This window comes from Erwinia rhapontici, assembly GCF_012271765.1.
GTDB classification, from domain to species: Bacteria; Pseudomonadota; Gammaproteobacteria; order Enterobacterales; family Enterobacteriaceae; genus Erwinia; species Erwinia rhapontici.
Genome location: NZ_VRKO01000001.1, coordinates 70,291 through 96,232, shown reverse-complemented (window position 1 = coordinate 96,232; position 25,942 = coordinate 70,291). Strand labels below are relative to the sequence as shown.

Annotated in this window: 26 protein-coding genes and 1 CRISPR repeat array; of the genes, 8 read left to right on the top strand and 18 right to left on the bottom strand. The window is 55.7% G+C overall.

The window, feature by feature from the left end; all coding sequences use genetic code 11:
• Positions 1-112: 112 nt before the first annotated feature.
• Entirely contained in the window at positions 113-475 is a 363-nt protein-coding gene (yacL, locus tag FVB43_RS00445) for a protein YacL (protein ID WP_167863211.1), read from the top strand.
• 61 nt (positions 476-536) lie between these two features.
• On the opposite strand, the gene FVB43_RS00440 is transcribed toward yacL, so the two are convergent.
• The 8 genes from FVB43_RS00440 to FVB43_RS00405 all read right to left on the bottom strand — a co-directional run bounded on the left by FVB43_RS00440 (position 537) and on the right by FVB43_RS00405 (position 8,843).
• Positions 537-1,214 (bottom strand): SDR family NAD(P)-dependent oxidoreductase, encoded by a 678-nt coding sequence (locus tag FVB43_RS00440; RefSeq protein ID WP_159336905.1) that lies wholly within the window; start codon positions 1,212-1,214, stop codon positions 537-539.
• Entirely contained in the window at positions 1,211-1,687 is a 477-nt protein-coding gene (locus tag FVB43_RS00435) for a NanQ anomerase/TabA/YiaL family protein (protein ID WP_159336906.1), read from the bottom strand. The genes FVB43_RS00440 and FVB43_RS00435 overlap by 4 nt, the downstream gene beginning before the upstream one ends.
• Entirely contained in the window at positions 1,684-2,865 is a 1,182-nt protein-coding gene (locus FVB43_RS00430) for a sialidase family protein (RefSeq protein WP_133842243.1), read from the bottom strand. Before FVB43_RS00430 ends, FVB43_RS00435 begins: the two co-directional genes overlap by 4 nt.
• Position 2,866: 1 nt before the next feature.
• Complete coding sequence (locus FVB43_RS00425; protein WP_133842242.1) at positions 2,867-4,282, bottom strand: sodium:solute symporter family protein; 1,416 nt, start codon at positions 4,280-4,282, stop codon at positions 2,867-2,869.
• A 130-nt stretch (positions 4,283-4,412) separates the two neighbouring features.
• Positions 4,413-5,732, bottom strand: coding sequence for an MFS transporter (locus FVB43_RS00420; RefSeq protein WP_133842241.1), 1,320 nt, complete (start codon positions 5,730-5,732; stop codon positions 4,413-4,415).
• A gap of 59 nt (positions 5,733-5,791) precedes the next feature.
• Positions 5,792-6,742, bottom strand: a complete 951-nt coding sequence (locus FVB43_RS00415; RefSeq protein WP_133842240.1) for a phosphoglycerate dehydrogenase — start codon at positions 6,740-6,742, stop codon at positions 5,792-5,794.
• A 54-nt stretch (positions 6,743-6,796) separates the two neighbouring features.
• Entirely contained in the window at positions 6,797-7,681 is an 885-nt protein-coding gene (locus FVB43_RS00410) for a dihydrodipicolinate synthase family protein (protein ID WP_159336948.1), read from the bottom strand.
• Between the two features lie 13 nt (positions 7,682-7,694).
• Complete coding sequence (locus tag FVB43_RS00405) at positions 7,695-8,843, bottom strand: iron-containing alcohol dehydrogenase (RefSeq protein ID WP_167863210.1); 1,149 nt, start codon at positions 8,841-8,843, stop codon at positions 7,695-7,697.
• A gap of 229 nt (positions 8,844-9,072) precedes the next feature.
• On the opposite strand from FVB43_RS00405, the gene dtnK reads away from it, so the two are divergent.
• Genes dtnK through FVB43_RS00390 form a run of 3 tightly spaced genes read left to right on the top strand, consistent with a single transcriptional unit; the run spans position 9,073 to position 12,097 of the window.
• Positions 9,073-10,356 carry a D-threonate kinase gene (gene dtnK / locus FVB43_RS00400; protein WP_167863209.1) on the top strand — a complete coding sequence of 428 codons (1,284 nt, stop codon included), beginning with the start codon at positions 9,073-9,075 and terminating at the stop codon, positions 10,354-10,356.
• Positions 10,349-11,329, top strand: coding sequence for a D-threonate 4-phosphate dehydrogenase (locus FVB43_RS00395; protein WP_167863208.1), 981 nt, complete (start codon positions 10,349-10,351; stop codon positions 11,327-11,329). Before dtnK ends, FVB43_RS00395 begins: the two co-directional genes overlap by 8 nt.
• A gap of 6 nt (positions 11,330-11,335) precedes the next feature.
• Positions 11,336-12,097 carry a DeoR/GlpR family DNA-binding transcription regulator gene (locus FVB43_RS00390; RefSeq protein WP_133842236.1) on the top strand — a complete coding sequence of 254 codons (762 nt, stop codon included), beginning with the start codon at positions 11,336-11,338 and terminating at the stop codon, positions 12,095-12,097.
• A 118-nt stretch (positions 12,098-12,215) separates the two neighbouring features.
• Here the strand turns inward: FVB43_RS00390 and speD are convergent, their stop codons facing one another.
• From speD to FVB43_RS00375, 3 genes are all read right to left on the bottom strand, one after another.
• Entirely contained in the window at positions 12,216-13,025 is an 810-nt protein-coding gene (speD, locus tag FVB43_RS00385; protein ID WP_133842235.1) for an adenosylmethionine decarboxylase, read from the bottom strand.
• A 27-nt stretch (positions 13,026-13,052) separates the two neighbouring features.
• Positions 13,053-13,910, bottom strand: a complete 858-nt coding sequence (gene speE, locus FVB43_RS00380; protein WP_133842706.1) for a polyamine aminopropyltransferase — start codon at positions 13,908-13,910, stop codon at positions 13,053-13,055.
• Between the two features lie 213 nt (positions 13,911-14,123).
• Positions 14,124-14,471: a YacC family pilotin-like protein gene (locus FVB43_RS00375; RefSeq protein WP_048914955.1), complete on the bottom strand. Its 348-nt coding sequence runs from the start codon at positions 14,469-14,471 to the stop codon at positions 14,124-14,126.
• 204 nt (positions 14,472-14,675) lie between these two features.
• Between FVB43_RS00375 and cueO the strand changes: the two genes are divergently transcribed.
• The gene (gene cueO, locus FVB43_RS00370; RefSeq protein WP_167863216.1) at positions 14,676-16,280 is read left to right on the top strand and encodes a multicopper oxidase CueO; all 1,605 of its coding nucleotides are present in this window, start codon (positions 14,676-14,678) and stop codon (positions 16,278-16,280) included.
• Between the two features lie 148 nt (positions 16,281-16,428).
• Positions 16,429-16,818: direct repeats of the CRISPR family, unit length 28 nt; unit sequence GTTCACTGCCGTACAGGCAGCTTAGAAA.
• A gap of 105 nt (positions 16,819-16,923) precedes the next feature.
• Here cueO and FVB43_RS00365 read toward each other — a convergent pair.
• The gene (locus tag FVB43_RS00365) at positions 16,924-18,201 is read right to left on the bottom strand and encodes a cystathionine gamma-synthase family protein (protein ID WP_167863207.1); all 1,278 of its coding nucleotides are present in this window, start codon (positions 18,199-18,201) and stop codon (positions 16,924-16,926) included.
• A gap of 252 nt (positions 18,202-18,453) precedes the next feature.
• Here FVB43_RS00365 and hpt point away from each other — a divergent pair, with 252 nt between their 5' ends.
• Positions 18,454-18,990, top strand: coding sequence for a hypoxanthine phosphoribosyltransferase (gene hpt / locus FVB43_RS00360; RefSeq protein WP_133842233.1), 537 nt, complete (start codon positions 18,454-18,456; stop codon positions 18,988-18,990).
• A gap of 58 nt (positions 18,991-19,048) precedes the next feature.
• Here hpt and can read toward each other — a convergent pair whose 3' ends face one another.
• Entirely contained in the window at positions 19,049-19,711 is a 663-nt protein-coding gene (gene can / locus FVB43_RS00355; RefSeq protein WP_133842232.1) for a carbonate dehydratase, read from the bottom strand.
• A 107-nt stretch (positions 19,712-19,818) separates the two neighbouring features.
• On the opposite strand from can, the gene FVB43_RS00350 reads away from it, so the two are divergent.
• Positions 19,819-20,745: an ABC transporter ATP-binding protein gene (locus FVB43_RS00350; protein WP_133842231.1), complete on the top strand. Its 927-nt coding sequence runs from the start codon at positions 19,819-19,821 to the stop codon at positions 20,743-20,745.
• Positions 20,742-21,512: an ABC transporter permease gene (locus FVB43_RS00345; protein WP_159336910.1), complete on the top strand. Its 771-nt coding sequence runs from the start codon at positions 20,742-20,744 to the stop codon at positions 21,510-21,512. Before FVB43_RS00350 ends, FVB43_RS00345 begins: the two co-directional genes overlap by 4 nt.
• Positions 21,513-21,603: 91 nt before the next feature.
• Here the strand turns inward: FVB43_RS00345 and panD are convergent, their stop codons facing one another.
• From panD to pcnB, 5 genes are all read right to left on the bottom strand, one after another.
• A complete protein-coding gene (gene panD / locus FVB43_RS00340; protein ID WP_133842229.1) occupies positions 21,604-21,984 on the bottom strand; it encodes an aspartate 1-decarboxylase in 381 nt (126 codons plus the stop codon).
• Positions 21,985-22,049: 65 nt separating this feature from the next.
• A complete protein-coding gene (panC, locus tag FVB43_RS00335; RefSeq protein ID WP_167863206.1) occupies positions 22,050-22,904 on the bottom strand; it encodes a pantoate--beta-alanine ligase in 855 nt (284 codons plus the stop codon).
• A 14-nt stretch (positions 22,905-22,918) separates the two neighbouring features.
• Positions 22,919-23,713 (bottom strand): 3-methyl-2-oxobutanoate hydroxymethyltransferase, encoded by a 795-nt coding sequence (gene panB / locus FVB43_RS00330; protein ID WP_133842702.1) that lies wholly within the window; start codon positions 23,711-23,713, stop codon positions 22,919-22,921.
• A gap of 301 nt (positions 23,714-24,014) precedes the next feature.
• Complete coding sequence (gene folK / locus FVB43_RS00325) at positions 24,015-24,494, bottom strand: 2-amino-4-hydroxy-6-hydroxymethyldihydropteridine diphosphokinase (RefSeq protein ID WP_167863205.1); 480 nt, start codon at positions 24,492-24,494, stop codon at positions 24,015-24,017.
• Positions 24,491-25,912 carry a polynucleotide adenylyltransferase PcnB gene (pcnB, locus tag FVB43_RS00320; RefSeq protein WP_207105627.1) on the bottom strand — a complete coding sequence of 474 codons (1,422 nt, stop codon included), beginning with the start codon at positions 25,910-25,912 and terminating at the stop codon, positions 24,491-24,493. Before pcnB ends, folK begins: the two co-directional genes overlap by 4 nt.
• Positions 25,913-25,942: the final 30 nt, after the last annotated feature.

Here is a 25,942-nt window from a genome sequence, read left to right as displayed (position 1 = left end):
CCTGCTTTTCCCGCGCCGGGCTGCGATAATGCGCGCCAAAGCTCAGTATTGTCGCGGCAGACGCGCAAAATGTGGTTGAGCCTGTGAGCAGGCTGGCCGGGAGGAAAGCGCGATGGAATATGAATTTTTAAGAGATATCACCGGTGGTGTGAAGGTTCGCATGACGATGGGCCATGAAGCCGTCGGTCACTGGTTTAATGATGAAGTGAATGAAGACCTCACCCTGCTGGATGAGGTCGAAGCCGCTGCCGAAGACGTCAAAGGCAGCGTGCGTCAGTGGCAGCGCGTGGGCAAAGAGTACACGGTGTTACTGGATGAAGAAGAAGTGATGATCCGTTCAAACCAGCTCAACTTTGAAGGCGATGAGATGGAAGAGGGGATGAATTACTACGATGAAGAGAGTCTGTCATTCTGCGGAGTGGAAGACTTTCTGGCCGTGATTGCCGCCTACCGGGAATTTTTACAGGGGCGTTAACGTTTACGCCGAAGCCCCGCAGGAGCCGGGCATGCCCGGCCCTTGCCAATACATGCCTGTTTTATAACGATGCTCCACCGCACATCACCAGCTCCTGCCCGGTAATGGCGGCGGCGGCAGGTGACAGCAGATAGCCCACCAGTTCGGCAACTTCCTGCGGCTGAATAAAGCGGCCGATGGGTGGCAGTTTTGGCGGCGAACCTTCGCGTCCGGGGCTGTTCAACATCGGTGTCTGTGTGGCGCCAGGCGCAACGATATTGGCCGTCAGCCCACGAGGTGCCAGCTCTGCTGCCCAACTGCGAACCATACCTATCATGGCCGATTTGGTGGCGACATACTGACTACGGCCTGCTGCCCCGCGTGACGTGCGGCTGCCCAGTAGCACGATGCGCCCACCGCTGCGCATATGCGGCACAAAGGTATTGGCCAGCGTTTCCGCCACGGCAATATGCAGCTGCCACAGTTGCTGGCTGGCCGTGACATCCAGCTCCCCCAGCAATGCCGCTTTCATCATCCCGGCCGCGTGAACAATGGCCTGCGGTGTCTCCATCCCGGCAAGTACCCGGGCCAGCGCGGCATTGTCGAACAGGTCCACGCTGACAGACCGAAACTGCGGGTTATCATGTTCAATGTGGCTGCGGCTTAATCCTGTCACCTGCCAGCCCTGTGTTAACAGATGATCGACAATCGCCGCCCCAATGCCTGAACTGGCGCCGGTCACCAGCGCATGACGGCTCATAGCGTGCCCTCCAGCATTCCCACCGGGATCTTAAAAACGGCCTTGCGGACCATCATCGGTTGCCCGATGGCGCACAGTGCCTGATGCGCTTCGCCTGGTGCAAACGTTACAAAGTCGCCGGGACGCAGATGGACCTGCTGCGTCAGCTGTGGATCGGCGACGATATACAGATCCGCTTTACGTTCTTCACCGCCGGCCGGGCGTGCATCGGTCAGTCCGTAGCGGATAACCTCCTCGCCCGTCAGCACGATCTGAATATCGAGATATTCCCGGTGAAACTCGGTATGGCGTGTGACCGCTGGTGCACTCTGCTGTGAGCCGATATGACAGAACCAGGCGGCCCCCTCCGGCTGCCATCGCCCATCGGGCAGCGCACTCAATGCTGCCAGGCTGTGCGCGGGCTGCGCCAGCAGTTGAAACAGCGATGCAGGCAGGGTAGCCAGCGTCAGATGGTTGAGGTTACCGGCGATCATCGGCGATCTCCTGTCACCCATTCCTCTTCCACACGCACATATTTAATCGCCTGGCGGAAATAGGTGTAGGCAATATGCAGTTCCCCGTTCAGCCCCTGCTTAATACTGGGGTAGGAGAACTCACGGTTCAGCTTCTGCTGCGAATTATTCGTCATGCAGTAGCCGTCGCCTTCATCCAGATTACGCCGGAACGGCCAGCTTTTTCCGCCATCACGTGAAATCGCCAGCGTCATGGGGGCTCGTGGTGCTCCCCAGAAGGCGGTTTTACCGCTGTGGATCACCGGTTCGGCGGCGACCGCCACGTCATCCTCTTCATCTTCAATTTCGTCATACAGTGAGGTGCGGCGTTCGCTGGCCCCTTCGGCACTCATGGCGTTAAACACCAACGCCAGGTCACCGTTCGCCAGCGTGGTCACCTGAATCGACGAGTTATTGTTTGGCAGTTCGGTGGCCTGTGGGGCGGACCAGCTTTGCCCGCCGTCGTCGGACCGGCTTTGATAGATATGATCTGCCCAGCGGCTACGATACAGCGCCAGCAGCGAGCCATCTTTCAGCAGCGTAATATTCATATGGACGCAGCCGGTGCTGTCCGGCACGGCCACATCGTGCCAGCTTTTGCCTTTATCCCGCGAGATTTTCACCGCGCTGTCGTCATTATTGCCCACCCATTTTTCACCCGGTTGGGTACGGCAGTAGAACACCGGCAGCAGCCAGTCGCCGTTAGCCAGCACGACTACTGGCTGACGGATAAAGGTGCCGGGCTGGTCGAGCAGCGTGGCAATCGGCCCCCAGCTCTGGCCGAAGTCCATTGACTGGCGGTAGCGCACAATTGCCGTATCCTGATTGCCGGACTTTTGCGCGGTGTACAGCAGCCACAGCACGTTGTCCGGGTCGAGGAACAGTACCGGGTTCTGCTCCGAGCGGGTCGGGTCGTCCGAGAGTTTTACCGCGTCGGACCAGCGCTCGCTCCCTTTCTCCAGGCGTGAGCACCAGACAGAAATATCGGCGATCCCTTCCTGAGTACCGCCAAACCATACGCACAGCACATCGCCATCCGGCAGCGGCAGCAGGTTAGCCGCATGATTTTGCGGGCAGGATGAGGGCAGCATCGCCTGCTGCCTGTCACCCTCGGTAGCGATAATGCCGTTACGTTCTACGGTGAGCGTTTCCAGTGTCATATCAGGCTCCACTTTTTTGAATTTGGTGTGCGGTTTTTTTCTGGCTGTCCCGCGATGGGATCATGCGATCAATCACCATCACCAGCGCCGGAACAATCAGGGCGATGTACATGTTATTGATGCCGAACGGATCGCCCATGACAAACCAGACCGAGGTCACGACGCAGGAACCAATCAGCCCCCAGTTTGCGCCGCGCGCACTTTTAAACATCGGCAGGTAGAAGGCGATAATCGCCACCACGGAAATCGACAGACGGATAGCACGGGTGAAGAACGATAGTTTCAACACTTCCGGCACCAGCAACACAAAAATCAGCGGGGCAAAGCCGATGGCCAGCGACAGCCAGCGCGTCATTTTGAACTCACGCTCTGGCGTTGGGTTACGCATCGGCACATAGAAGTCCTTCACAATCAGCGATGCAATCGCCAGCGCTACCGTACTGACGCTGACGAAGATCGAGGCCACCAGCGATGTCGTGACCACACCCGCCAGCCACGGGCTCATATCCTGTAAAAACACGGGCAGGGCATACAGACTGTTGATGTCCGGATGCAGGAATTTGGCCGCCACGCCAATCACCGCAATCGCCAGGCCAATCGGCAGACAGAAGAAGAAGGCCACCCAGGTGGCACGGCGCGCAGAGGCCGGGCTTTTGGTGGAGGAGATCGCCTGGATCACGAACTGGGTACAGAAGATCGAACCGATAGTTCCGATCAGCCACGCCATAATCGTACTGGCACCAACGTGACCATCCCAGGTCCAGTAGAACGACGGCATTTTCTCAACCATGGGCGTAATACCGCCGGTCATCTTCAGTGCCACGCCGAGAATAATCAGAATACCAATGTACTTCAGGCCGCTGTGCAGCATCGTGACCCAGGCCATTCCCTTCATGCCGCCAAAGGCAAAGTAGAAGGTGCTGACAATGGCGGTAATAAAGGCCGCCACCGGCAGGTTCACTTTCAAGACGGTGGAGATCGCCGCCGCGCCGCTGACGTAGTTACCCACGTTCACCAGCAGCAGGGCGTAGATCATAATCAGCGAGATAATGCATTTGGTGGTGTTGCCGTACTTCTCGGCAATGGCACCAGAAATAGTAATTTTTCCGGTGTTATAGATGCGTTTTACCAGAAGCAGACCGAAAATCGGGAAGCCAATGGCGGCACCAATCACCGACCAGGAGGCCGCGAAGCCATCTTCGAACGCCGCCTGTGCGGTACCAATGGTGGATTTGGCGCCGATATATTCCGACATCAGCAGGATGCCGACGATAAACGCGGGCATGGCGCGTGCGCCTTCCATATGTTCACCGGAGGTTTTACTGCGCAGTCGCCAGGTCAGCCAACTGGTAAACAGGATGTACACCAGCACCATCCCGACGATGATCAGCGTACCTTGCGTGGTAAATTCTTTCATAACAACCTCTTAAGTTGTAGGAAGCGCGCTGGCCTTCAGGCTCTTGTGACGCTTCAGTAGGGTACAAAGGCAAAAGAGAGCGATGCACACCTCACAGGAAGGTGTGCCTGTATTGCTGTTCGTGTCTGATTTAGCCGTGACTGGCTGAAGTTTGAGAAAGAGCAGGTTGATCCTCATCGATGATGGGTTCGACCTTACCCAGCAGGAACAGGTAGTTCAGGATCCCCAACACCACCAACGCGGCTGAGAACACCAGTGCATAAGTAAAGGATCCTGTCGCGGCGACGATGGCACCGGTGATAATCGGGCCGACCGCGCCGCCCATATTGGAGACGGTGTTTTGTAGCCCGGCGACCATCGACACACTATTTTTTGGTGCCACATCGCCCGGCAGTGCCCAAACTTGAGACGCCGCTACCGTGGTGCCTGATTTGGCAACGCACAGCAGGAACACGGTCATAAAGACGGAATCTGTGAAAGGCGCGAATCCGATGCACAGTGCCATCAGCAGGCCAATCGTCAGGAACAGTTTGCGGGTGGCGGTCAGCGACAGCACTTTTTTATGGACCATACGATCGGATGCCCAGCCCGCGATCACTTCGATCACCATGCCACACAGCAACGGCAGAGCGGCAACCATCCCCATCTTGATGAAATCCATGCCTTTATCTTTCACCAGGTAGGTCGGTAGCCAGGTGATAAAGAAATAGGAGGTGTAGTTAATGGTGAAAAAGCCCAGGCACATCGCCCAGATATTGCGGTAGCGCAGTAGCTTGTACCACTTCATCGGCAACACGTTTTTATCGCCATGCTTCTGAGCCTGACCATCACGGATCAAACTGACTTCTGCCTTGCTGATTTTCGGATGATCTTCCGGGTTTTCGGCGTAAATCAGATACCATGCGATCACCCACAGAAGGCCGACGCTACCGATGATCAGGAAGGTCATGCGCCAGTCGACCATATAGATCATCCAGACGATCAGCGGCATCGCCACGGCACCGCCAAATTTCGAGGCACTGTCAAACAAGCCAGAGACGGTGGCGCGCTCTTTATCCGGGAACCAGCGCGCGGTGATCCCGGCATTGCTTGGATACGCCGCCGCTTCACCCACGCCGAGCGCCAGGCGTAATGCCAGCAGGGATTTAAACCCGGTGGCCAGGCCCATCATTGAGGTGGCAATAGACCACCAGGCAACGGCAATCCCCAGCCCTTTTTTCTGGCCGTAGCGATCGGCAAACCAACCCGCCGGGATCTGCAACAGCGAATAGGACCAGAAGAAGGCCGCCATAATAAAGCCCATCATTTCCGGATTCAGGCTAAGTTCATCGATCAGGTGCGGAGCCGCCGCTGACAGCACGGTGCGGTCAATGTAGTTAATGGCAATTGCCAGCCACATCAACCCGGCGATCCACCAGCGAATTCTGGTGCTGCTTGCAACATTATTCATCGTAGTAACCGAGGTCAAAGTTATCGTAGGCTACTGATTTAACAGCAGCGTTGTAATTTTCAGAGCTGATTCATAATATTGACGGGCTTCTGGCGTGCTTTAATGCACTGAATAATTTGCTGCACGCAGCGTTCACCCATCGCGCCAATGGCACCGTCGGTATAGCCGGCAATGTGCGACGTCGGCAGGAAATTATTCAGGGTAAAGAGGGGGTGGGCTTCCAGCGGCTCATGCTCAAAGACATCGGCTGCCGCACCGGCAATCACGTTATCGGCCAGCGCCTGATAGAGGTCGGCTTCATTAATAACGCCACCGCGTGACACGTTCACGAGGAAGGCGGATTTTTTCATACGCTTCATGCGGACAGCATCAAACAGATTGTGGGTTTCGGCCGTCAGTGGCGTGTGCAGGGTGATGAAGTCACTCTCCTGCGTCAGATGGTCCATGCTGACGAATTGAATGTCATGGTCGGCGGCAAATTGCTGGTCAGGATAGAAATCAAATGCCAGCACGCGCATATTGAAACCGCGTGCCCGCAGTGCCACCTGCTTACCAATATTGCCCAGCCCCACTATGCCAAGGGTTTTGCCGTACATATCGGTGGCAAAAATACGTGGCCACTGCCCGGAGCGGGTGTCGTTGATGGCCTGATTCAGCTGCCGGGCGCTGTTGAGCATCAAGGCAAAGGCAAAGTCAGCCACCGCATGTTTATTGGCATCCGGTACGTTGGTGACATAGATGCCGCGTTCGCGGGTAGCATTCAGGTCGATATTGTCGACGCCCACGCCGTGCTTGCAGACGATCGCCAGTTTTGGTGCGCACGCCAGTAGTGCCTGATTCACGTCCGTAAAGGCAACGATCATCGCCACGGTATCGGCCAGATGTGGCTCCAGTGCACTGAGCGGTGCATCCGCAGGCAGGCTGATCAGTTCGAAGCCCTGTTCACGCAATGTGGTGATAGGCTGGGCATCATATTTAGCAAAAGACGGTGAAGTACAAATCACTTTCATGACAGGGATCCCCGGTGTCAGAGCAGGCGGCATCGCAGTGCCGCTGCCGGAAAATTATTGAAGATACTGGTTAACGATCTGGCGAATTTTTTGCTCTTCTTCCGCGCTAAACTGCACCGCGTAGCGGCTGTCACCCACGTCAAAGCCCATCAGTGCCACGGCTTTTTTCACCGCTGCGGGTGAGAAGGCCACGGCATACAGGTCGGTACGCAGTCCGGTGACGTTCTCCTGGGCTTTGCGTGAGGCCGCGATATCGCCCGCGTGGAAGTGCGACCAGATGGCGTTGATCTCTTGCGGTGCAACGTTAGCCAGACCGGAAATACACGCCGAGCAGCCGTCCACGAATCCTTGATGGATCAACGAGTCCGGACCGTTCAGCACGTTAAAGTGATCAATACCTTCGGCTGCTTTCAGGAAGCCGCTCAGGCTCTCATAGCTGCCTGCGCTGTCTTTGATGCCGATAATGTTGGGGTGGGCAGCCAGCTGGCGAACGGTTTCCGGCTGTAAGGTATTGCCGGTACGCGCCGGGATGTTGTAGAGAAACACCGGCACCGTCAGTGCATCGGCCACGGCGGTGTAGTGGGCGATCAGCTCTGACTGTTTGAGTGGAACAAAGTACGGAGTGATCACCGACACGGCATCCACACCCAGCGCGGCAACCTGTTTACCGAGGCGAATGGTTTCACGTGTGGATATCTCGCCGACGTGGGCCACCACATTGGCTTTTCCGGCCACTTCGTCGACGCAGGTGGCCGTCACAGCCAGCTTTTCCTGTTCGTTTAATACGAAGAACTCACCGTTGGTGCCGCCGCAGAAAATACCGTTTCCGGCCGCCAGCTGGCGCTGCACCTGACGGCGCATGGCTGCTTCAGCATAGGCGCCGTCATGATCGAAAGGTGTGACGATGGCGGTCAGTACGCCCTGAATAGTTTTGCTCATCATAATCTCTCTGTTAGTGATTCAGTGCCGGAAACAGCGTCAGGTACACGTTACGCACGTCGTTTGCGCTCACCGGTGCCGGGACATTTTTCATCAGGCGCTGCACATCGAGTGCCGCTTCCACTAAATAAGGCAGGTGTTCTGAGGTGATCCCCAGCTCGTCGAGGCTGGCAGGCAGCTTCAGTCGCTGGACCAGGGCCGCGAAGTAATCCACCAGTGCGTGAGACTTCTCCTCCGCGTTGAGCTGCGGGTTAGCCTCTGGCAACAGATCGTAGACTTCGGCGAATTTGCTTACCGCCGCCGGGCGCACAAAGCGCATGCAGGGAGCGAGCAGAATGGCGTTCGCCACGCCGTGCGGCAGGTGATATTTGCCTCCCAGCGGGTAGGACATGGCGTGCACCAGATGAGTCCCGGCATGGGCGATGGCCGCCCCGCCGTAATAAGACGCCCACAGCATATTCAGTCGGGCTTCCAGGTTACCGGGTTCAGCCACGGTGGTTTCCAGGCTGGCAAACAGCTTCTTCATCCCGATCAGCGCGTAGTTGTCACTCACCGGGTTTGAAACCGTCGCGGTAAAGCACTCAATCAGGTGGCAGAGCGCATCAATCCCGGTTGAAGATGCAATATGTGCCGGCATGCTGGTGGTCAGTTCCGGGGCCAGAATCACATAGTCCGGCAGCATCACTGGGGAAATAATGCCGACTTTCGTCTCTTTCTCCGGGATGGCCAGAATGGCGTTTGGCGTGGCTTCTGACCCCGTACCTGCAGTGGTCGGGATCAGCAACGAGGAGGTGCGTCTCTGAGGTTTCTCTCCGGCCAGCAGGGCCTCTAGCGTAGGTGCATTCTCAACGCACAGCACCGACAGCAGTTTTGCCACGTCCAGCACGCTGCCACCGCCTACGCCAATCACCAGATCCACATCGCGCGAGGCCAGGCCGGCGAGGATCTCTGCTACATCATGCTGGCTCGGCTCGGGTGGCACGTTGCTGACGGTATGTAAGGTTGAGACCTGACGGCGTACCTGCTCCGTCAGCGTCTGCACTGCCGGGATCGCCGCAATATTCTTATCGGTGACCAGCAACACACGCTGCTTACCTTTTAACAGGTAGCCAATGTCATTGAGTGTCTGGTAGCCCGCGATCACGGTACTGTTTATGTTCATGCCTGATTTCTCCTCATCACGCCGCTTTCAGTTACGGGTGATTGTATTTCGTCATTTGTAAGGGCTTTCCGACTTTGATGGGTAATTTATAGGGCATATTGATTCTGATTAATTTGAACTTGCTCACATTTAATCAAATGTGATTGAATATAATCATATTCAGATAATGAGTGGTGTCCTGAACCTCTCTTCACAGACAGGCACCTCAATGTTCCGTACAGGAGTGGCGATGACGCAGCGTAAATGGCAAACGCCGGTACTGGTGATTGCGGATGATTTTACCGGGGCCAATGATGCGGGCAGCGGGCTGGCCAGAGCGGGAGCGCGGGTGAATGTGCTTTTTGACAGCCAGTCACCGCGTGGTGACGAGCAGGCCGACGTCTGGGTGGTTAGCACGGACAGCCGCGCGCTCTCTGCCCAGGATGCTGCAGAGCGGGTGCATCGTGCGCTGATGCACTGGTCGCCGGTTGCCCGCGAAGGCTGGCTGTTTAAGAAGATGGATTCCACTCTGCGCGGCAATCTGGGCGCAGAAACCGAAGCGGCTCTGCTGGCCAGCGGTGCATCGCTGGCGCTGGTAGTTCCGGCGGTTCCACGGCTGGGGCGCATTACCCGCGACGGCGAGTGCTTTATTCACGGCTTGCGACTGACCGAGACCGAATTTGCCAGCGACCCGAAAACGCCGGTGACAACGGCGAACATTGCCCGGCGGTTATTGGAGCAGAGCACATTGCCTTGCGGCGGCCTGACGCTGGCGCAGGTGCGCGGGCCACAGCTGCTGGCGCTGATGCAACAGTCCGCCGACAGCGCACCGTCGCTGCTGGTGGTGGATGCAGAAACCGATGATGACTTACAGCGCATTGCGCAGGCAGCGTCCCGCCTGGCACAGCGTCCGCTGCTGGTCGGTGCTGCCGGGCTGAGTGATGCTCTGACGGCGTTGCTGGTGGATCGCCACCCGTCACCGCTGCTGGCAGTGGTGGGCTCGATGAGTGACATCGCCCGTCAGCAAATTGACCGGATTCAGCAGCAGCATCCTGTGACGCTGGTGGATATCGATATTGCCGAACTGTTTTATCGCCCGCGTTGGGTATCGTTTCCCACCTGGCGCCAGACCGTGACCAATGCATTACGCGCCGGGCAGCACTGTGTGGTCCGCACCTGCCAGCATAACGGGCAGCGTGAAGCGATTGCTGCACTGTGTGAAGAACATCAACTGAGCCGTGCTCAACTGGGTGAAGAAATTTGCCAGCTACTGGCACAGCTCACGGCTGAAGTGCTGGCAGAAGCCCAGCCTGGCGGGTTGTATCTTTCCGGCGGTGACGTGGCGATTGCCGTGGCGCGCGGGCTGGGTGCCAGTGGATTCCAGATTCAAGGCCAGATTGCGGGCTGTGTGCCCTGGGGCCGCTTATTAAATGTGACTGAACCCTTGCTGGTGATGACCAAAGCCGGTGGCTTCGGTGATGCAAACACCCTGGTCGACGTTATTCGTTTTATTGAGGAGAAATCGAGTGAGTAAAATTATTGCGATCACTATGGGCGACCCGGCGGGTATCGGTCCGGAAATCATTATCAAATCACTGGCCAGCGGTGAGCTGTCCGGGGTTCCGGCAGTGGTGGTGGGCTGTGCCAGTACCCTGCGGCGCGTGCTGAGCCTGAATATTACCCCGCAGGCAGAACTGCGCGTGCTGGATCGCGTGGCCGATGCTCACTTCGCCCCTGGTATTATCAATGTTATCGATGAACCGCTGGCCGACCCGGCTGCCCTGAAGCCCGGAGTCGTGCAGTCGGAAGCGGGTGATCTGGCGTACCGCTGCGTTAAACGTGCCACGGAACTGGCGCTGGCGGGGGAAGTACAGGCGATTGCCACCGCCCCGTTAAATAAAGAAGCGCTGCACTCAGCCGGGCATCTTTATCCCGGGCATACCGAACTGCTGGCGAAGCTGACCGACAGCAAAAATTACGCGATGGTGCTGTATACCGATAAGCTGAAAGTGATCCACGTCACCACGCATATTGCGCTGCGTCAGTTCCTTGATACCCTGGGGCGTGAACGTGTTGAGACGGTGATCGGCATGGCGGATACCTTCCTCAGGCGCGTTGGTTTTGAGAACCCGCGTATTGCCGTGGCCGGGGTGAATCCGCATGCGGGTGAAAATGGCCTGTTTGGCGATGAAGAGATCACTATCGTCGGCCCATCGGTAGAGGCGATGAAAGCGCAAGGGCTGAACGTGACCGGGCCGTGCCCGCCGGATACCGTTTTCCTGCAGTGCCAGGAAGGCCAGTACGATATTGTCGTCGCGATGTATCACGATCAGGGGCACATTCCGCTTAAGCTGTTGGGCTTTTACGATGGGGTCAATATTACCGCCGGGCTGCCGTTTATCCGTACCTCGGCAGACCACGGCACGGCGTTTGATATTGCCTGGACAGGAAAAGCGAACTCTGCCAGCATGGCGATCTCTATTCAGTTAGCGATGCAGCTTGCATAAGGACATATGAAGGGACAAAGCCGCCTCGATCAGATTATGGACTATCTGAAAAGTCATAATCTGGTCACGGTCGAACAGCTGGTGGCTGCCATTGCGGCGTCACCCGCCACCATCCGACGCGACCTTATAAAACTCGATCAGGAAGGGGTGATCAGCCGTAGCCACGGTGGGGTAACCCTGAATCGCTTTATTCCCAATCAGCCCACCACGGTTGAGAAGATGCAGCGCCATCTGGCAGAGAAACGGGTTATTGCGCATACCGCGGCCAGCCTGGTGAAATCCGGTGATGCTGTGGTGCTGGATGCCGGCACCACCATGCTGGAGCTGGCACGTCAGCTGACGCATTTGCCGCTGCGGGTGATCACGGCTGATTTGCATATCGCGTTGTTTCTTTCCGAGTTTAAGCAGATTGAAGTGACGATTATCGGCGGGCGCATCGACGACTCCAGTCAGTCCTGTATTGGTGAGCACGGACGCCGTCTGCTGCGTAATATCTATCCGGATATTGCTTTTGTCAGCTGTAACTCCTGGAGCCTGGAGAAGGGCATCACGGCACCGACGGAAGAGAAAGCCGGACTGAAGCAGGACCTGCTGGCCAATGCGCGCCGCCGGGTGCTGCTGGCCGACAGCAGTAAGTACGGTTCCTGGTCGCTGTTTCAGGCGGCACCGCTTCAGCAACTGACGGATATTATTACCGACAGGCTGCTAACCGATGAATCTCAGAGTGAGCTGAGTGAGCAGGACTTTACGCTGAGGCTGGCGCTGTAACGCTAAATCCCGGGCCGATTAACGATCGACCCGCGCAATTTTCAGTAACAAAATCTGACGCCAATAAAAAAAGCGACCCGAAGGTCGCCTTTTTGCGGATATTAATACACCCAACCAGTTACTGCGTTTTTAATCCCAACGACGGAATATTGCGGCCGTAATAAATCTCACGCATCTCTTTCCACAGTAAATCCGTAATGCGTTTATGTTCCTGTGGACTCAGATCGGCGGGTTCGGTATTGAACAGATAGTGTTTCAGATCGAACTCTTTCAACAGCATTTTGGTGTGGAAGATATTTTCCTGATACACATTCACATCCATCATGTCGTACATCGATTTCATATCATCCGACATGAAATTCTGAATAGAGTTAATCTCGTGATCGATGAAGTGTTTCACCCCGTTCACATCGCGGGTAAACCCACGCACGCGATAATCGATGGTGACAATATCGGATTCCAGCTGATGAATTAAATAGTTCAACGCTTTCAGTGGTGAAATGACACCACAGGTCGAGACTTCAATATCTGCACGGAAGGTACACAGACCGCCTTCAGGATGGCTTTCCGGGTAGGTGTGTACGCAGATATGACTTTTGTCGAGGTGCGCCACAACGGAGTTGGGCAGCGGGCCAGGATGTTCGGAGGTGTCGATGTCGCGCGGATCGATCGGCTCTTCACTGACCAGAATCGTAACGCTGGCCCCCTGGGGTTCATAATCCTGACGCGCGATATTCAGCACGTTGGCACCGATAATTGAGCAGGTCTCGCTCAGGATCTCGGTCAGGCGGTTAGCATTATACTGCTCATCAATGTATGCAATATATCCGTCACGCTCCGCATCGGTGTTTGCGTAACAGATATCGTAGATACAAAAACTCAGGCTTTTCGTCAGGTTGTTGAAGCCATGTAGTTTAAGCTTTTGCAATTTAGTTCACCCCCTTGAAATACCTGGTTAGTCGGCCAGCGCATTTAACAGATATTGCGGCAGGGCAAAGCTGCCAGTGTGGATCGCCGGATTATAGTAACGGCAGGTCAGGCCCGCTTGTGCAAAGCGTGAGGCAATCGTCGCGGCATCGAGCTGGCGCAGCGCCGGATTATCACTGGCCCAGGCGAAGGTCATAATGCCACCGTAGTAGGTCGGGATCGCAGCCTGGTAGAAGCTGACATCAGCGAAATAGTGGCTGAGCTTGCGATGGCTGTTCACCGCTTCATCTTGCTGCAGGAAACAGACGCCGTTTTGTGCCACGAAGATGCCATTCGGGTTCAGGCAGCGGTGGCAGCCTTCATAAAAGTCTGAAGTAAACAGGCTTTCTCCCGGCCCAATCGGGTCGGTGCAGTCAGAGATAATCACATCGAATTTTTCGCTGGTCTGTTTAACGAAGTTCACGCCATCGTCAATCACCAGGGTAAAGCGCGGGTCGTCATAGGCGCCCTGGCTGTGGTTCGGCAGGTGTTCTTTGCAGAAGGTCACCACGCCAGCATCGATTTCGACCATCGTGATCTGTTCGATGTTTTTATGACGGGATACTTCACGCAGCATGGCCCCGTCACCGCCGCCGATGATCAGCACTCGCTTTGCGGCGCCGTGGGCCAGCAACGGAACGTGGGTCATCATCTCGTGATAGATAAACTCATCGCGTTCGGTGGTTTGTACTACGCCGTCCAGCGCCATTACCCGGCCTAATGCCGCATTCTGAAAGATAATCAGATCCTGGTGTTCGGTCTGCTCGCGATACAGTACGTTGTCGACAGAAAAATACTGCCCGAATCCGGCATGAAGCGTTTCATACCACATTTCTTTATCGGTCATGGTGGGGGTTTTCATCCTCATATACTCTCCGTCATGCACGTTGCAGCCCGGCGGCACCCGTGTGAACACTGTGTGACGGGGGAGCAAACGTGGCCTGCGCAGGTGCAGGCTGAATCAGGGCGAATATAACAGCCGCGAAAAATGGGCCAGTATCATAGCGATTAATGACCGCAGTTGCACGGTCAAATCAGCAGCAGGAGGGCGAGAGAACGATTACTTCACGTAGGCCAGCAGGCTCAGAGAGTCACGCGCCAGAGATTTACACTTAGTATCGTTCGGTACGGCAATACCACTGAGATCGCGATAGCTGTCTTCACCTAATGCTTTCATATTAAAACTGTTGTAATTGGTTAAATCCCAACGATTTTGCTGTGCGAAAAACACCAATGCACGGCGAATTTGCCCGTCGGGGAGATCCTGATAACCACAATCGTTTTTCAAATAAACAAATACGGCGGTTAAATCTGCCAAATCTTCTGCTTCCGATTCGCTGAGGGCGAAACTGGTGGAGGAGAAGCCAAACAGCCCTAACAGCAACAGAGCCTTGATGCTTTTCTTCATGGTTTATCTCATACGTGTGCAATAGCTTGACGTTAGCACAGTTCAGGCCGGGTGCCAGCCACTTTTAAGACAGAAAAGTCCTGAAGGGCTTATCTGCATTCTTTTAGCAGGCTTGACCTTCCCGCTGGGGCAGGGTTTATGCTGTCAGTCGCTATCGATATCTGACACAGACATCTTACACAAGGACTGAATAAGGAATGGATGATGCAACGTCGTGATTTTATCAAATTAAGCGCCGCTATCGGCGCAGCCAGTGCCTTGCCACTGTGGAGCCGTTCATTAATGGCGGCTGAACAGCGCCCGCTGTTGCCGATACCCACGTTACTGACGGCCGATGCGCGCAGTGAAATCACCCTGATTGCCCAGACCGGTAACAGCCTGTGGCGCGGTAAAAACGTGCCAAGCTGGGGCTATAATGGCAGCCTGCTTGGCCCGGCGATCCAACTGGATCGTGGCAAAGAGGTCAACATCACCGTGCATAATCGTCTGCCCGAAACGACGACGGTGCACTGGCACGGTCTGGAACTGCCGGGCAACGTCGACGGTGGGCCACAGGCGCGGATCGCGCCGAACAGCAGCCGCCGGGTGACATTCACGCCCGATCAACCGGCTGCGACCTGCTGGTTCCATCCGCATCAACATGGCCGTACCGGTTACCAGGTCGCGCAAGGACTGGCTGGGCTGGTGCTGATCAACGACCCGGAAAGCGGCAAGCTGCTGCTGCCCAAACAGTGGGGCGTTGATGACATTCCCGTGATTTTACAGGATAAGCGACTGAGTGCTGACGGCAGCCAGATCGATTACCAGTTGGATATTATGAGTGCGGCGGTGGGCTGGTTTGGCGACACGATGCTGACGAATGGGGCTATCTACCCGCAGACCGGCGTACCGCGAGGCTGGCTGCGCCTGCGTCTGCTGAATGGCTGTAATGCCCGTTCGCTCAATCTGACCACCAGCGATCAGCGCCCGATGTATGTGATTGCCAGTGATGGCGGCCTGCTGGCTGAGCCCGTGCAGGTCAGCGAGCTGCCGATGCTGCCGGGTGAACGTTATGAAGTGCTGGTAGATACCTCTGACGGTAAACCTTTCGATCTGCAAACGCTGCCGGTGCGTCAGATGGGCATGACACTGAAGCCCTTTGATCAGCCGTTGCCGGTGTTGTCGATCAACCCATTGCGGGTGTTGGCCAGCGGAACGCTACCGGACAAGCTGGTGGAGCTGCCCGCCGTTCCTGCGACTGACGGGCTTAAAACTCGCTGGATGCAATTAATGATGGACCCGGAACTCGACCGGCGCGGCATGATGGCGCTGATGGAAAAATACGGACATGCGTCAATGGCGGGTATGGCGATGGACGGGCACGACAGCGATAAACCGGCAAGCCCGGCGAAATCTGATATGGCTGGAATGGATCACGGCAACATGGCCGGAATGGATCATGCAAAACCAGTGAAAGGCTATGATTTCCATAACGGTAATCAGATCAACGGTGTGGCCTTTAATATGGATAAACCCTCGTTTGAGGTCGCGAAGGGCGTGTATGAGAAGTGGACCATTTCAGGTGAAGGCGATGAGATGCTGCATCCGTTCCATATTCACGGCACCCAGTTCCGTATCCTGTCGGAAAATGGCAAACCCCCTGTCGCACATCGCAGCGGCTGGAAAGACACCGTTCGTGTTGAGGGCTGGCGCAGCGAGGTGCTGGTGCGCTTTAACCATCAGGCCGATGCCGCCAATGCTTATATGGCGCACTGCCATCTGCTGGAGCATGAAGATACCGGCATGATGCTGGGCTTTACCGTGGCGTAATCACCACGGTGTGACAGACCCTTTTTTTAGATGTGTTTTTATCTAACTGATTTATATCAGTATAGGGATATGGCGATCAAAAAGGGTCTGGCATGATAAAAAGTGATAAAAGGTAAGAAAGTTAACAGGTTAGCGTTGTAAGCTAACGGTTCACTGCCGTACAGGCAGCTTAGAAAACCCAGCGTTAACGGCTATTGGCGTTCTACCTGTTCACTGCCGTACAGGCAGCTTAGAAATCATTGATGAGGCTATTCGCGACTCTGAAGCATGTTCACTGCCGTACAGGCAGCTTAGAAAAGCGTCTCTACCGCCTTCGGCCAGCGAGGCAAGTTCACTGCCGTACAGGCAGCTTAGAAACAGACGTATGCGGATAACTTAACGCTCATAGAAGTTCACTGCCGTACAGGCAGCTTAGAAATCGGAAGGCGCTACGAAGAGCAATACGCAGAAGTTCACTGCCGTACAGGCAGCTTAGAAAATGCAATATGCACTATTTGTTCTCTTCCGCTTGTTCACTGCCGTACTGGCAGTTTAGAAAAGGCGGACCGGAAAAGGGTCCGCCCCTGCATTGGGCTGGCGCAGCGCAAAACGTTATATCTCGCGCTCTACAAACGAGAGCTTCTCTGCGCTGCGGATAACACGTTTAGCCCAGCGATAACCTGACGTCTTCAATCAAATCATCTTTATTCTCAATACCAATCGACAGACGAATGGTGGATGAGGTGATACCAAAACGGTTGCGCACATCAAGCGGTACGCCGGAGTGGGTGGTGCTGGCCGGGTGGCTGGCGAGGGATTCGGTGCCGCCCAGGCTCACCGCCAGCTTAAACAGTTGCAGACTGTTGAGGAAACGGAACGCTGCTGCCTCGCCGCCGCGAATATTAAAGGAGAAGGTCGAGCCTGCGCCGCTGCACTGAGTGGTATACACCTTACCCTCTGGGGAGGCCGGGTCCAGGAACGGCAAATAATGGACGTGCTCCACCTGCGGATGGCTCCGCAGGAACTCAGCAACCGCCGTGGCGTTATCGTTGGCGCGTTCCATACGCAGCGCCAGCGTCTCCAGCGAGCGGCCAATCATCCAGCTGGAGTGTGGGTCCAGTTGGGTGCCAATGGCACTGCGCAGGGCTTTTACCTGGCGAATTAACGCCTTGCTGCCCATGGCGGCTCCGGCAATCAGGTCGGAGTGGCCGCCTACGTATTTGGTCAGTGAGTAGAGAGAAATATCGGCACCGTGTTCCGTCGGGCGTGAAAACACCGGGCCGAGCAGGGTGTTATCGCAGGCGATCACCGGGCGATGCTGCTGCTGGCGCTCAATATGGTCGGCTACACGCTTAATCAGCGCAATATCCACCAGGCTGTTGGTCGGGTTTGCCGGGGATTCAATCAGGATCACCGATACCCGTCCCAGCTTCATCGCTTCTTCAGCGGCGGCTTGCACCACGGCTTCGTTCACACCATCCGCAAAGCCAAGCGTCGAAACGCCCAGATTACGGAAGGTTTTACTCAGCAGCGTCTCCGTGCCGCCATACAGCGGCTGTGAATGCAGGATGGTATCGCCCGGTTTGACGAAAGCCAGCAGGGTGGTGGAGATCGCTGACATGCCGGAAGAGAACAACGCAGCGCTGTCGGTGCGTTCATAAATTGCCAGGCGGTCTTCAACTATTTCGCTGTTCGGATGGTTAAAGCGCGAGTAGACCAGCCCGTTGCCCTCTCCGGCTGGCGGTTCACGGCGGCCGGAAACATAGTCAAAGAAGTCCCGCCCCTCTTCTGCGCTGTTAAATACGAACGTGGAGGTGAGAAACACCGGCGGTTTGACCGCGCCTTCTGACAATGACGGATCATAGCCATAGTTGAGCATCTGGGTTTCAGGATGTAGCTCGCGGTTACCGATATGTGTTTTTTTCGAATGTGAAGAAGGCATGCAAACTCCGGCTATCAGGCCTGTGACTTATTATTGTTGCGCATAAGCTAGCATGGGGCAGGAGTGAGAGATAAATGAATAATCGCTCTATGGTTAAATCAAAAAGCCATATGAAATAGGGCTATCTGAACGTATGGCAGTCTATATGTCTGTGGCGAGAAGTGAGTAAGCGACGTTGCGCAACAGTGAGGGAAAGCGCTGAAGTGTGATAAACTTCACCGCTTTCCCTGAGCAATCGACGAACCACTATCTATGAAACACACCGTTGAAGTGATGATCTCCGAAGCTGAGATCAAATCCCGCGTTGCCGAACTCGGCAAGCAAATCAGTGACCACTACCGTGACAGCGGCAGCGACATGGTGCTGGTGGGCCTGCTGCGTGGCTCCTTTATGTTTATGGCCGACCTGTGCCGCACGATCGATGTTTCTCACGAAGTCGACTTTATGACGGCGTCCAGCTACGGCAATGGCACCTCAAGCACGCGTGATGTGAAAATCCTGAAAGATCTGGATGAAGATATCCGTGGCAAAGACGTACTGATCGTCGAAGATATTATCGATTCAGGTAATACGTTGAGCAAAGTGCGTGAGATATTCAGCCTGCGTGGGCCAAAGTCGCTGGCGATCTGTACCCTGCTGGATAAACCGTCGCGTCGCGAAGTGGATGTGCCAGTAGAATATGTTGGCTTCGCCATCCCCGATGAGTTTGTGGTGGGCTACGGTATTGACTACGCTCAGCGCTATCGCCACCTGCCCTATGTGGGCAAAGTGGTGATGCTGGACGAATAATCCGGCAGAGCACAATCGACCAAGGCCGGATCCTCCGGCCTATAATAATATGTGCCGCTTAAGGATTAAGGTCCGGGTCATTGAGCAGGTTAGCAATGCCCTGGCGATAGCGCTGTTCCAGGGTTTCACGATTGGTTGAGCTGACGCCCAGATCGCGCAGATAACCATCCATGATGCCGTAAACCCAGCCATGAATATTGACCTTCTGCCCGCGTTTCCACGCTGACTGCATCACGGTCGAGTGACCCAGGTTATACACCTGCTCAATCACGTTGATTTCACACAGTTTGTCGAAACGCTTTTCTGGCGGCAGCTCACCCAGTAACGAACTATGCTTGTACCACAAATCGCGAATATGCAGCAGCCAGTTGTTGATCAGGCCAAGCTCTGGATTTTCAACTGCCGCTTTAACGCCGCCGCAGCCGTAGTGACCACAGATAATAATGTGTTCCACTTCCAGCACTTCAACCGCGTATTGCACGACCGAAAGACAGTTTAAGTCAGTATGGATCACCAGGTTAGCGACGTTGCGGTGAACGAACAGTTCACCCGGCTCCAGCCCGGTCAGGCGCTCGGCAGGTACGCGGCTGTCTGAACAGCCAATCCAGAGAAAACGGGGGTTTTGTGCCTGAGCAAGGCGCTCAAAGAAACCGGGATCTTCCTCTTTCAGCAACCTGGACCACTGGCGGTTGTTGCTGATAAGGGTATCAATGTCTTTCATAATGGTGTCGGCCAATAACTCGAAATGCGTACAGTAATATAGGGTAATGCGGCGCAATTGAAAATGACAAACAAGAAACCACAACAAAACAGGGCACTCTTTAATCTATGACTTATGCACTGGAGCTTGAAAAGCTAACCAAAACCTACGCAGGTGGGGTTCAGGCGCTCAAAGGAATCGACCTTGCGGTAGAAGCCGGTGACTTCTATGCACTGCTGGGGCCTAACGGCGCAGGCAAGTCCACCACCATTGGCATTATCAGTTCGCTGGTGAACAAAACCGCCGGTAAGGTGCGCGTGTTTGGCTACGACCTTCAGCAGGATGTGGTTAACGCTAAGCGCCAGCTGGGCCTGGTGCCGCAGGAGTTCAATTTTAACCAGTTCGAAACGGTGCTACAGATTGTGGTCAGCCAGGCTGGACTGTACGGCGTGGAAAAACCGGAAGCGCAGAAACGCGCTGAAAAATACCTAAAGCAGCTGGATTTGTGGGAAAAACGCAACGAACGTGCGCGGATGCTCTCCGGTGGGATGAAGCGCCGTTTAATGATTGCCCGTGCGTTGATGCATGAGCCTAAACTGCTGATCCTCGATGAACCCACCGCGGGCGTCGACATCGAGTTGCGTCGATCAATGTGGACCTTCCTGCAAGAGCTGAACGCCCAGGGTACCACCATTATTCTGACCACCCACTATCTGGAAGAAGCCGAGATGCTGTGCCGCAATATCGGCATTATCCAGCGCGGTGAGCTGGTGGAAAACACCTCAATGAAAGGCCTGCTGTCCAAGCTGAAATCAGAAACCTTTATCCTCGACCTCGCGCCAAAAAGCCCGCTGCCGAAGCTGGAAGGATTCCAGTATCGTCTGGCGGATACCTCAACGCTGGAAGTGGAAGTGCTGCGTGAGCAGGGGCTGAACAGTGTGTTCAGCCAGCTGAGCCATCAGGGGGTGCAGGTGCTCAGTATGCGCAATAAAGCCAACCGTCTTGAGGAGCTGTTTGTCGACCTGGTGAACGGTCGCAAAGGAGATAAAGCATGACACATTTGTACTGGGTGGCGCTGAAAAGCATCTGGGGCAAGGAAGTGAATCGTTTCGCGCGCATCTGGATTCAGACGCTGGTGCCGCCGGTGATCACTATGACGCTCTATTTCATTATTTTCGGCAACCTGATTGGTTCGCGCATCGGTGAAATGCACGGTTTCAGCTATATGCAGTTTATCGTGCCGGGTTTGATCATGATGGCGGTGATCACCAATGCCTATGCCAACGTGGCCTCATCCTTCTTCAGCGCCAAGTTCCAGCGCAACATTGAAGAACTGCTGGTGGCACCGGTGCCGACGCACGTGATCATTGCCGGATACGTGGGCGGCGGTGTGGCGCGCGGTATCTGTGTGGGTGTGCTGGTGACGGCGATTTCACTGTTCTTCGTGCCGTTCCAGGTGCATTCATGGCTGATGGTGGCGGTTACGCTGGTGCTGACGGCGGTGCTGTTCTCACTGGCGGGTCTGCTGAACGCCGTATTTGCCCGGACCTTCGATGATATCAGTCTGATCCCGACCTTTGTGCTGACGCCGCTGACCTATTTGGGGGGCGTGTTCTACTCGCTGACGCTGTTGCCACCGGTCTGGCAGATGGTGTCTAAGCTGAACCCGATTGTCTATATGATCAGTGGCTTCCGCTATGGTTTCCTGGGGATTAACGATGTGCCTCTGGTGTTTACGCTGGGCGTGCTGGTGGCGTTTATCGTGGTGTTCTATGCGCTGGTGTGGGTGTTAATTCAGCGGGGACGCGGGTTACGTACTTAATGTGAGATAGCGGGTTGACCGAAAAAGAGGGGCAACCCCTACAGGTCACAAAGGGGCCGATCATTTTTCCGATCGGCCCGTTAAATATCACTTACGCGACCTGAACCGGCACGGCTTTCGCCAGGCGCTTCATCTGGTTGTCGCCTTCAAAATAGGCCACTTTAGGCTGCCATTCACGCGCTTCGGCATCGGACATCTGCACGTAAGAACAGATAATCAGCAGGTCCCCTTCGCAGGCACAGCGCGCTGCCGCACCGTTCACCGAAATGATTTTTGAACCCCGTTCGGCAGCAATCGCATAGGTGGAAAAACGCTGGCCGTTGTTCACGTTATAGATATCAATCGCTTCGTATTGCAGAATGCCGGAAGCGTCGAGGAAGTCCTGGTCGATGGCGCAGGAACCTTCGTAATTCAGGTCCGCCTGAGTCACTTTGACCCGGTGAAGTTTGCCCTGCAACATAGTACGTTTCATAAAGAGTCACTCTGCAATCAATTCAAAAAAACGGTCGTCAGTATTGCCTGAGAGGGCGCGGCTGTCTACTGCGTCAGATCAACCTGTTGGTTATCAATCAAACGCGCTTTACCCAACCACGCCGCCATCAGGATGACTGCGCGCTGGCTGTCGACATTCAGCGGTCGCAGCGTATCGGCATCGACAATCGCCAGGCCGTCAGGCTGTAACCCCTGATCGCTGAGGGCGTTTTCGGCCTCTGCAATCAGTGTGTCCACATGGCGTTCACCCTGGCTCAGTTTTTCCGCAATACCGTTCATGACCTTGCTCACCACGGGCGCAATTTTGCGCTCATCGGCGGTGAGGTAACTGTTACGCGAACTGAGCGCCAGGCCATCTTTGGCGCGCACGGTTGGCACACCAACGATGTCAATATCGTAGCCCATATCCGCCACCATTTTGCGGATCAGCGCCAGTTGCTGATAATCTTTTTCGCCAAAGCACGCGAGGTCGGGCTGCACCAGATTAAACAGCTTGCTGACGATGGTGGAGACGCCACGGAAGTGACCGGGACGGCTGGCACCTTCCAGCAGCGTGGAGAGGCCGGGAACCTCAACGAAGGTCTGTTCACCCAGACCTTGCGGGTAAACGTCGCCAGGGGCAGGAGAGAACACCAGGTCAACGCCACGGCGATTCAGCTTTTCGCAATCTTCCTGCAACGTACGCGGGTAGCGTGCCAGGTCATCAGCGCGTTCGAACTGCATCGGGTTAACGAAAATCGACACCACGACGATATCGGCACTCGCGCGTGCTTCGTCGACCAGCGTCATATGCCCGTCATGCAGGTTACCCATCGTGGGAACCAGCGCGATACGCTTGCCATCCTGGCGCCAGCGCCGCACTTCACGACGCAGCATCGGCAGGGTTTCAATAATCAGCACGGCTTACTCCTCGGTTACTGGAAACTGTGTTGGGCAGCCGGATAGCTTCCGGCTTCCACTTCTGCCACATACTGGCGCACTGCAGCGCGGATTTCTCCAGCCTCAGCGAGGAAGTTCTTGGCGAATTTGGGGATATGGCCGCCGGTGATGCCAAAGGCGTCGTGCATCACCAGGATCTGACCATCGGTAACGTTACCCGCACCAATGCCGATGGTTGGAATGGTCAGTGCTTCGGTAATACGCTGCGCCAGTGCAACCGGCACGCACTCCAGTACTACCAGTTGCATACCTGCGGCTTCCAGCGCCAGCGCATCATCCAGCAGGCGGTCAGCATCGCTGCTGGAGCGCCCCTGGACTTTGTAGCCGCCGAAAATATTGACCGACTGGGGCGTCAGACCCAGATGCCCGCAAACGGGCACTGCGCGTTCAGTCAGCTGTTTTACCGTTTCTGCCAGCCATTTCCCGCCTTCCAGTTTGACCATATTGGCCCCGGCACGCATCAGCTGCGCGGCGTTATCAAAAGTCTGTTGCGGTGTGGCGTAACTCATAAACGGCAGATCGGCGAGCAGCAGGGCATTGGCGCTGCCACGGCGCACTGCCTGAGTGTGATAGGCAATATCTGCAACCGTCACGGGCAGTGTGGAGTCATGGCCTTGTACGACCATGCCGAGCGAATCCCCGACCAGCATCACTTCAATGCCTTCATCGGCAAAGAGTTTGGCGAAACTGAAATCGTACGCGGTAATTGAGGCGAATTTACGCCCCTGTTGTTTCCACTGATGCAGGGTCGAGACAGTTGTCGGTTTCATCATTCCACCTAATAAAATCCAGTTGGGCAGTATCTTAAAGGAAGGGAAGAGGGATGTCAGCACTGTCGCGGGTGAGGCAGGTCAGCATGGTCGCGGGCGAGGCGTGCCTCGCCCCTACGGGTAAGGGAACAGACGTGTGATTTTCCCGTAGAGGTGGGAACAGACGTGTGATTTTCCCGTAGAAGTGGGAACAGACGTGCGATTTTCCCGTGGGGTGGGAACAGACGTGCGATTTTTCCGTTGGGGTGGGAACAGACGTGCGATTTTTCCGTAGGGGTCGGGCATGCCCGACCCTTATGCTTTACCAGCGCCGGATACTGCTGCTGTCGAGGGTGGCCAGAATATCCGCCAGCCGCGTGCCATCTGGCAGGCAAAGCTCTGGCGCTATCTCCAGTAACGGCAGCAGCATAAAGGCGCGGTTGTGCATATCATAATGCGGCACTGTCAGGCGCGGCGTGTTCAGCGTCTGCTCACCAAACAGCATGATATCCAGGTCGAGGGTGCGTGGCCCCCAGCGGTGTGCTTTACGTACGCGGCCCTGCTCCAGCTCAATACGCTGGGTATGGTTCAGCAGGGATTCAGCGTCAAGTCGGGTATCCAGCGCCACGGCGGCGTTGAGGAAATCAGGCTGATCCGGCGGACCGTAAGGTGGGGTGCGGTAGAGGGACGAGGTGGCAACCAGCATACTATCGGGAATGGCCGCCAGCGCATTCAGTGCAGACTGCACCTGATGCAACGGGTCGGCCAGATTACTGCCCAGCGCCAGATAAACGCGGATCATGCGTCGTTATTATGATCGCGACGTGGGCTGCCCGGTACGCGTTTACGCGGACGGCGCGTACGACGGCGTGGCACCGGATCGTCGCCCAGGGTATTGAGCATGGTTTTCTGCTGCGGTGGCGCAGAAACCTGGAACTCGCTCCACCATGTGGTCAGTCGTTGCAGCTCGTGGTTATGTTCCACTTCAGCACGCAGTGCCAGCAGGTCGTAGGCGGCACGGAACTTAGGATGCTCCATCAGCTTCCACGCACGTTTGCCGTGACGGCGTGAAAGGCGGAGTTGCAGCGTCCAGATGTCACGCACCAGCGTGGTAATACGTTTTGGGATCGCCAGCGAACGACAGGCTTCATCCAGCACATCATTCATCGACAGGGCGAAGGCATCGTAATAAGCGAGGCCACTTTCCTGAGCAATTTTCTGTGCCGCTTCCAGCTGTGGGTACCAGAAGATGGCGGCAAAGAGGAACGCCGGGTTAACACGCATCTGGTTGTGGATGCGGCTGTCGGTGTTTTTGAGCACCTGAAGGATCATCCGCTCCATATTACTGTCACCCTGTTCGGTGAAGTAGCGAGTGATGATTGGGAACAACGGCTGGAACAACTGGTGTTCACGCAGTTTCAGGTAGGTATTGTGGCCGTAGCCCGCCTGCAACAGTTTAAGGGTTTCCTCAAACAGACGTGCCGGGGGAATATCATTTAGCAGCGTTGCCAGACGCGGGATAGGTTCACCTGTCTCGGCCGCGATGCTCATATCCAGTTTGGCGGCAAAACGCACTACGCGCAGCATACGCACCGGGTCTTCACGGTAGCGGGTTTCCGGGTCGCCGATCATGCGGATAATGCCTTGCTGCAGATCGCTGAGCCCACCAACGTAATCACGTACGGAGAAGTCAGCCACGCTGTAATACAGGCTGTTAATGGTCAGATCGCGGCGCTGGGCGTCATCTTCAATTGAACCAAAAATATTGTCGCGCAGCAGCATGCCGTTCTGGCCGCGCTGCGAGCTGTTGCGGTCATCGGCGACCTGTTGTTCGGCTTCGTGATGCCCACGGAAGGTGGCAACCTCGATAATTTCGGGGCCAAACATAACGTGTGCCAGACGAAAGCGACGGCCAACCAGGCGGCAGTTGCGGAACAGCTTGCGCATCTGGTCCGGCGTGGCATTGGTGGTCACATCGAAGTCTTTCGGTTTTTTACCCAGCAACAAATCGCGCACGCCGCCGCCTACCAGGTAGGCTTCATATCCGGCTTTATTCAGGCGATACAGAACCTTGAGGGCATTTTCACTGATGTCCTTGCGCGAGATGTTATGGGCGTCACGCGGAACGATGGCCATCTGGCGCACTTCCTCGACCACGGCTGGCGCCACCTCATCACGACTGAGGACTTTCCGGCAAAAATTAGCAACTCGGGTAAAAATGGGACACCTCGATAGTGACATTGAAATCTG

Excerpts from the sequence above, each read along its gene's own strand:
- yacL (WP_167863211.1), top strand. The coding sequence starts at position 113 with ATGGAATATGAATTTTTAAGAGATATCACCGGTGGTGTGAAGGTTCGC.
- FVB43_RS00440 (WP_159336905.1), bottom strand. The coding sequence starts at position 1,214 with ATGAGCCGTCATGCGCTGGTGACCGGCGCCAGTTCAGGCATTGGGGCG.
- FVB43_RS00435 (WP_159336906.1), bottom strand. The coding sequence starts at position 1,687 with ATGATCGCCGGTAACCTCAACCATCTGACGCTGGCTACCCTGCCTGCA.
- FVB43_RS00430 (WP_133842243.1), bottom strand. The coding sequence starts at position 2,865 with ATGACACTGGAAACGCTCACCGTAGAACGTAACGGCATTATCGCTACC.
- FVB43_RS00425 (WP_133842242.1), bottom strand. The coding sequence starts at position 4,282 with ATGAAAGAATTTACCACGCAAGGTACGCTGATCATCGTCGGGATGGTG.
- FVB43_RS00420 (WP_133842241.1), bottom strand. The coding sequence starts at position 5,732 with ATGAATAATGTTGCAAGCAGCACCAGAATTCGCTGGTGGATCGCCGGG.
- FVB43_RS00415 (WP_133842240.1), bottom strand. The coding sequence starts at position 6,742 with ATGAAAGTGATTTGTACTTCACCGTCTTTTGCTAAATATGATGCCCAG.
- FVB43_RS00410 (WP_159336948.1), bottom strand. The coding sequence starts at position 7,681 with ATGAGCAAAACTATTCAGGGCGTACTGACCGCCATCGTCACACCTTTC.
- FVB43_RS00405 (WP_167863210.1), bottom strand. The coding sequence starts at position 8,843 with ATGAACATAAACAGTACCGTGATCGCGGGCTACCAGACACTCAATGAC.
- dtnK (WP_167863209.1), top strand. The coding sequence starts at position 9,073 with ATGACGCAGCGTAAATGGCAAACGCCGGTACTGGTGATTGCGGATGAT.
- FVB43_RS00390 (WP_133842236.1), top strand. The coding sequence starts at position 11,336 with ATGAAGGGACAAAGCCGCCTCGATCAGATTATGGACTATCTGAAAAGT.
- speE (WP_133842706.1), bottom strand. The coding sequence starts at position 13,910 with ATGACCGATAAAGAAATGTGGTATGAAACGCTTCATGCCGGATTCGGG.
- FVB43_RS00375 (WP_048914955.1), bottom strand. The coding sequence starts at position 14,471 with ATGAAGAAAAGCATCAAGGCTCTGTTGCTGTTAGGGCTGTTTGGCTTC.
- cueO (WP_167863216.1), top strand. The coding sequence starts at position 14,676 with ATGCAACGTCGTGATTTTATCAAATTAAGCGCCGCTATCGGCGCAGCC.
- FVB43_RS00365 (WP_167863207.1), bottom strand. The coding sequence starts at position 18,201 with ATGCCTTCTTCACATTCGAAAAAAACACATATCGGTAACCGCGAGCTA.
- hpt (WP_133842233.1), top strand. The coding sequence starts at position 18,454 with ATGAAACACACCGTTGAAGTGATGATCTCCGAAGCTGAGATCAAATCC.
- can (WP_133842232.1), bottom strand. The coding sequence starts at position 19,711 with ATGAAAGACATTGATACCCTTATCAGCAACAACCGCCAGTGGTCCAGG.
- FVB43_RS00350 (WP_133842231.1), top strand. The coding sequence starts at position 19,819 with ATGACTTATGCACTGGAGCTTGAAAAGCTAACCAAAACCTACGCAGGT.
- FVB43_RS00345 (WP_159336910.1), top strand. The coding sequence starts at position 20,742 with ATGACACATTTGTACTGGGTGGCGCTGAAAAGCATCTGGGGCAAGGAA.
- panD (WP_133842229.1), bottom strand. The coding sequence starts at position 21,984 with ATGAAACGTACTATGTTGCAGGGCAAACTTCACCGGGTCAAAGTGACT.
- panB (WP_133842702.1), bottom strand. The coding sequence starts at position 23,713 with ATGAAACCGACAACTGTCTCGACCCTGCATCAGTGGAAACAACAGGGG.
- folK (WP_167863205.1), bottom strand. The coding sequence starts at position 24,494 with ATGATCCGCGTTTATCTGGCGCTGGGCAGTAATCTGGCCGACCCGTTG.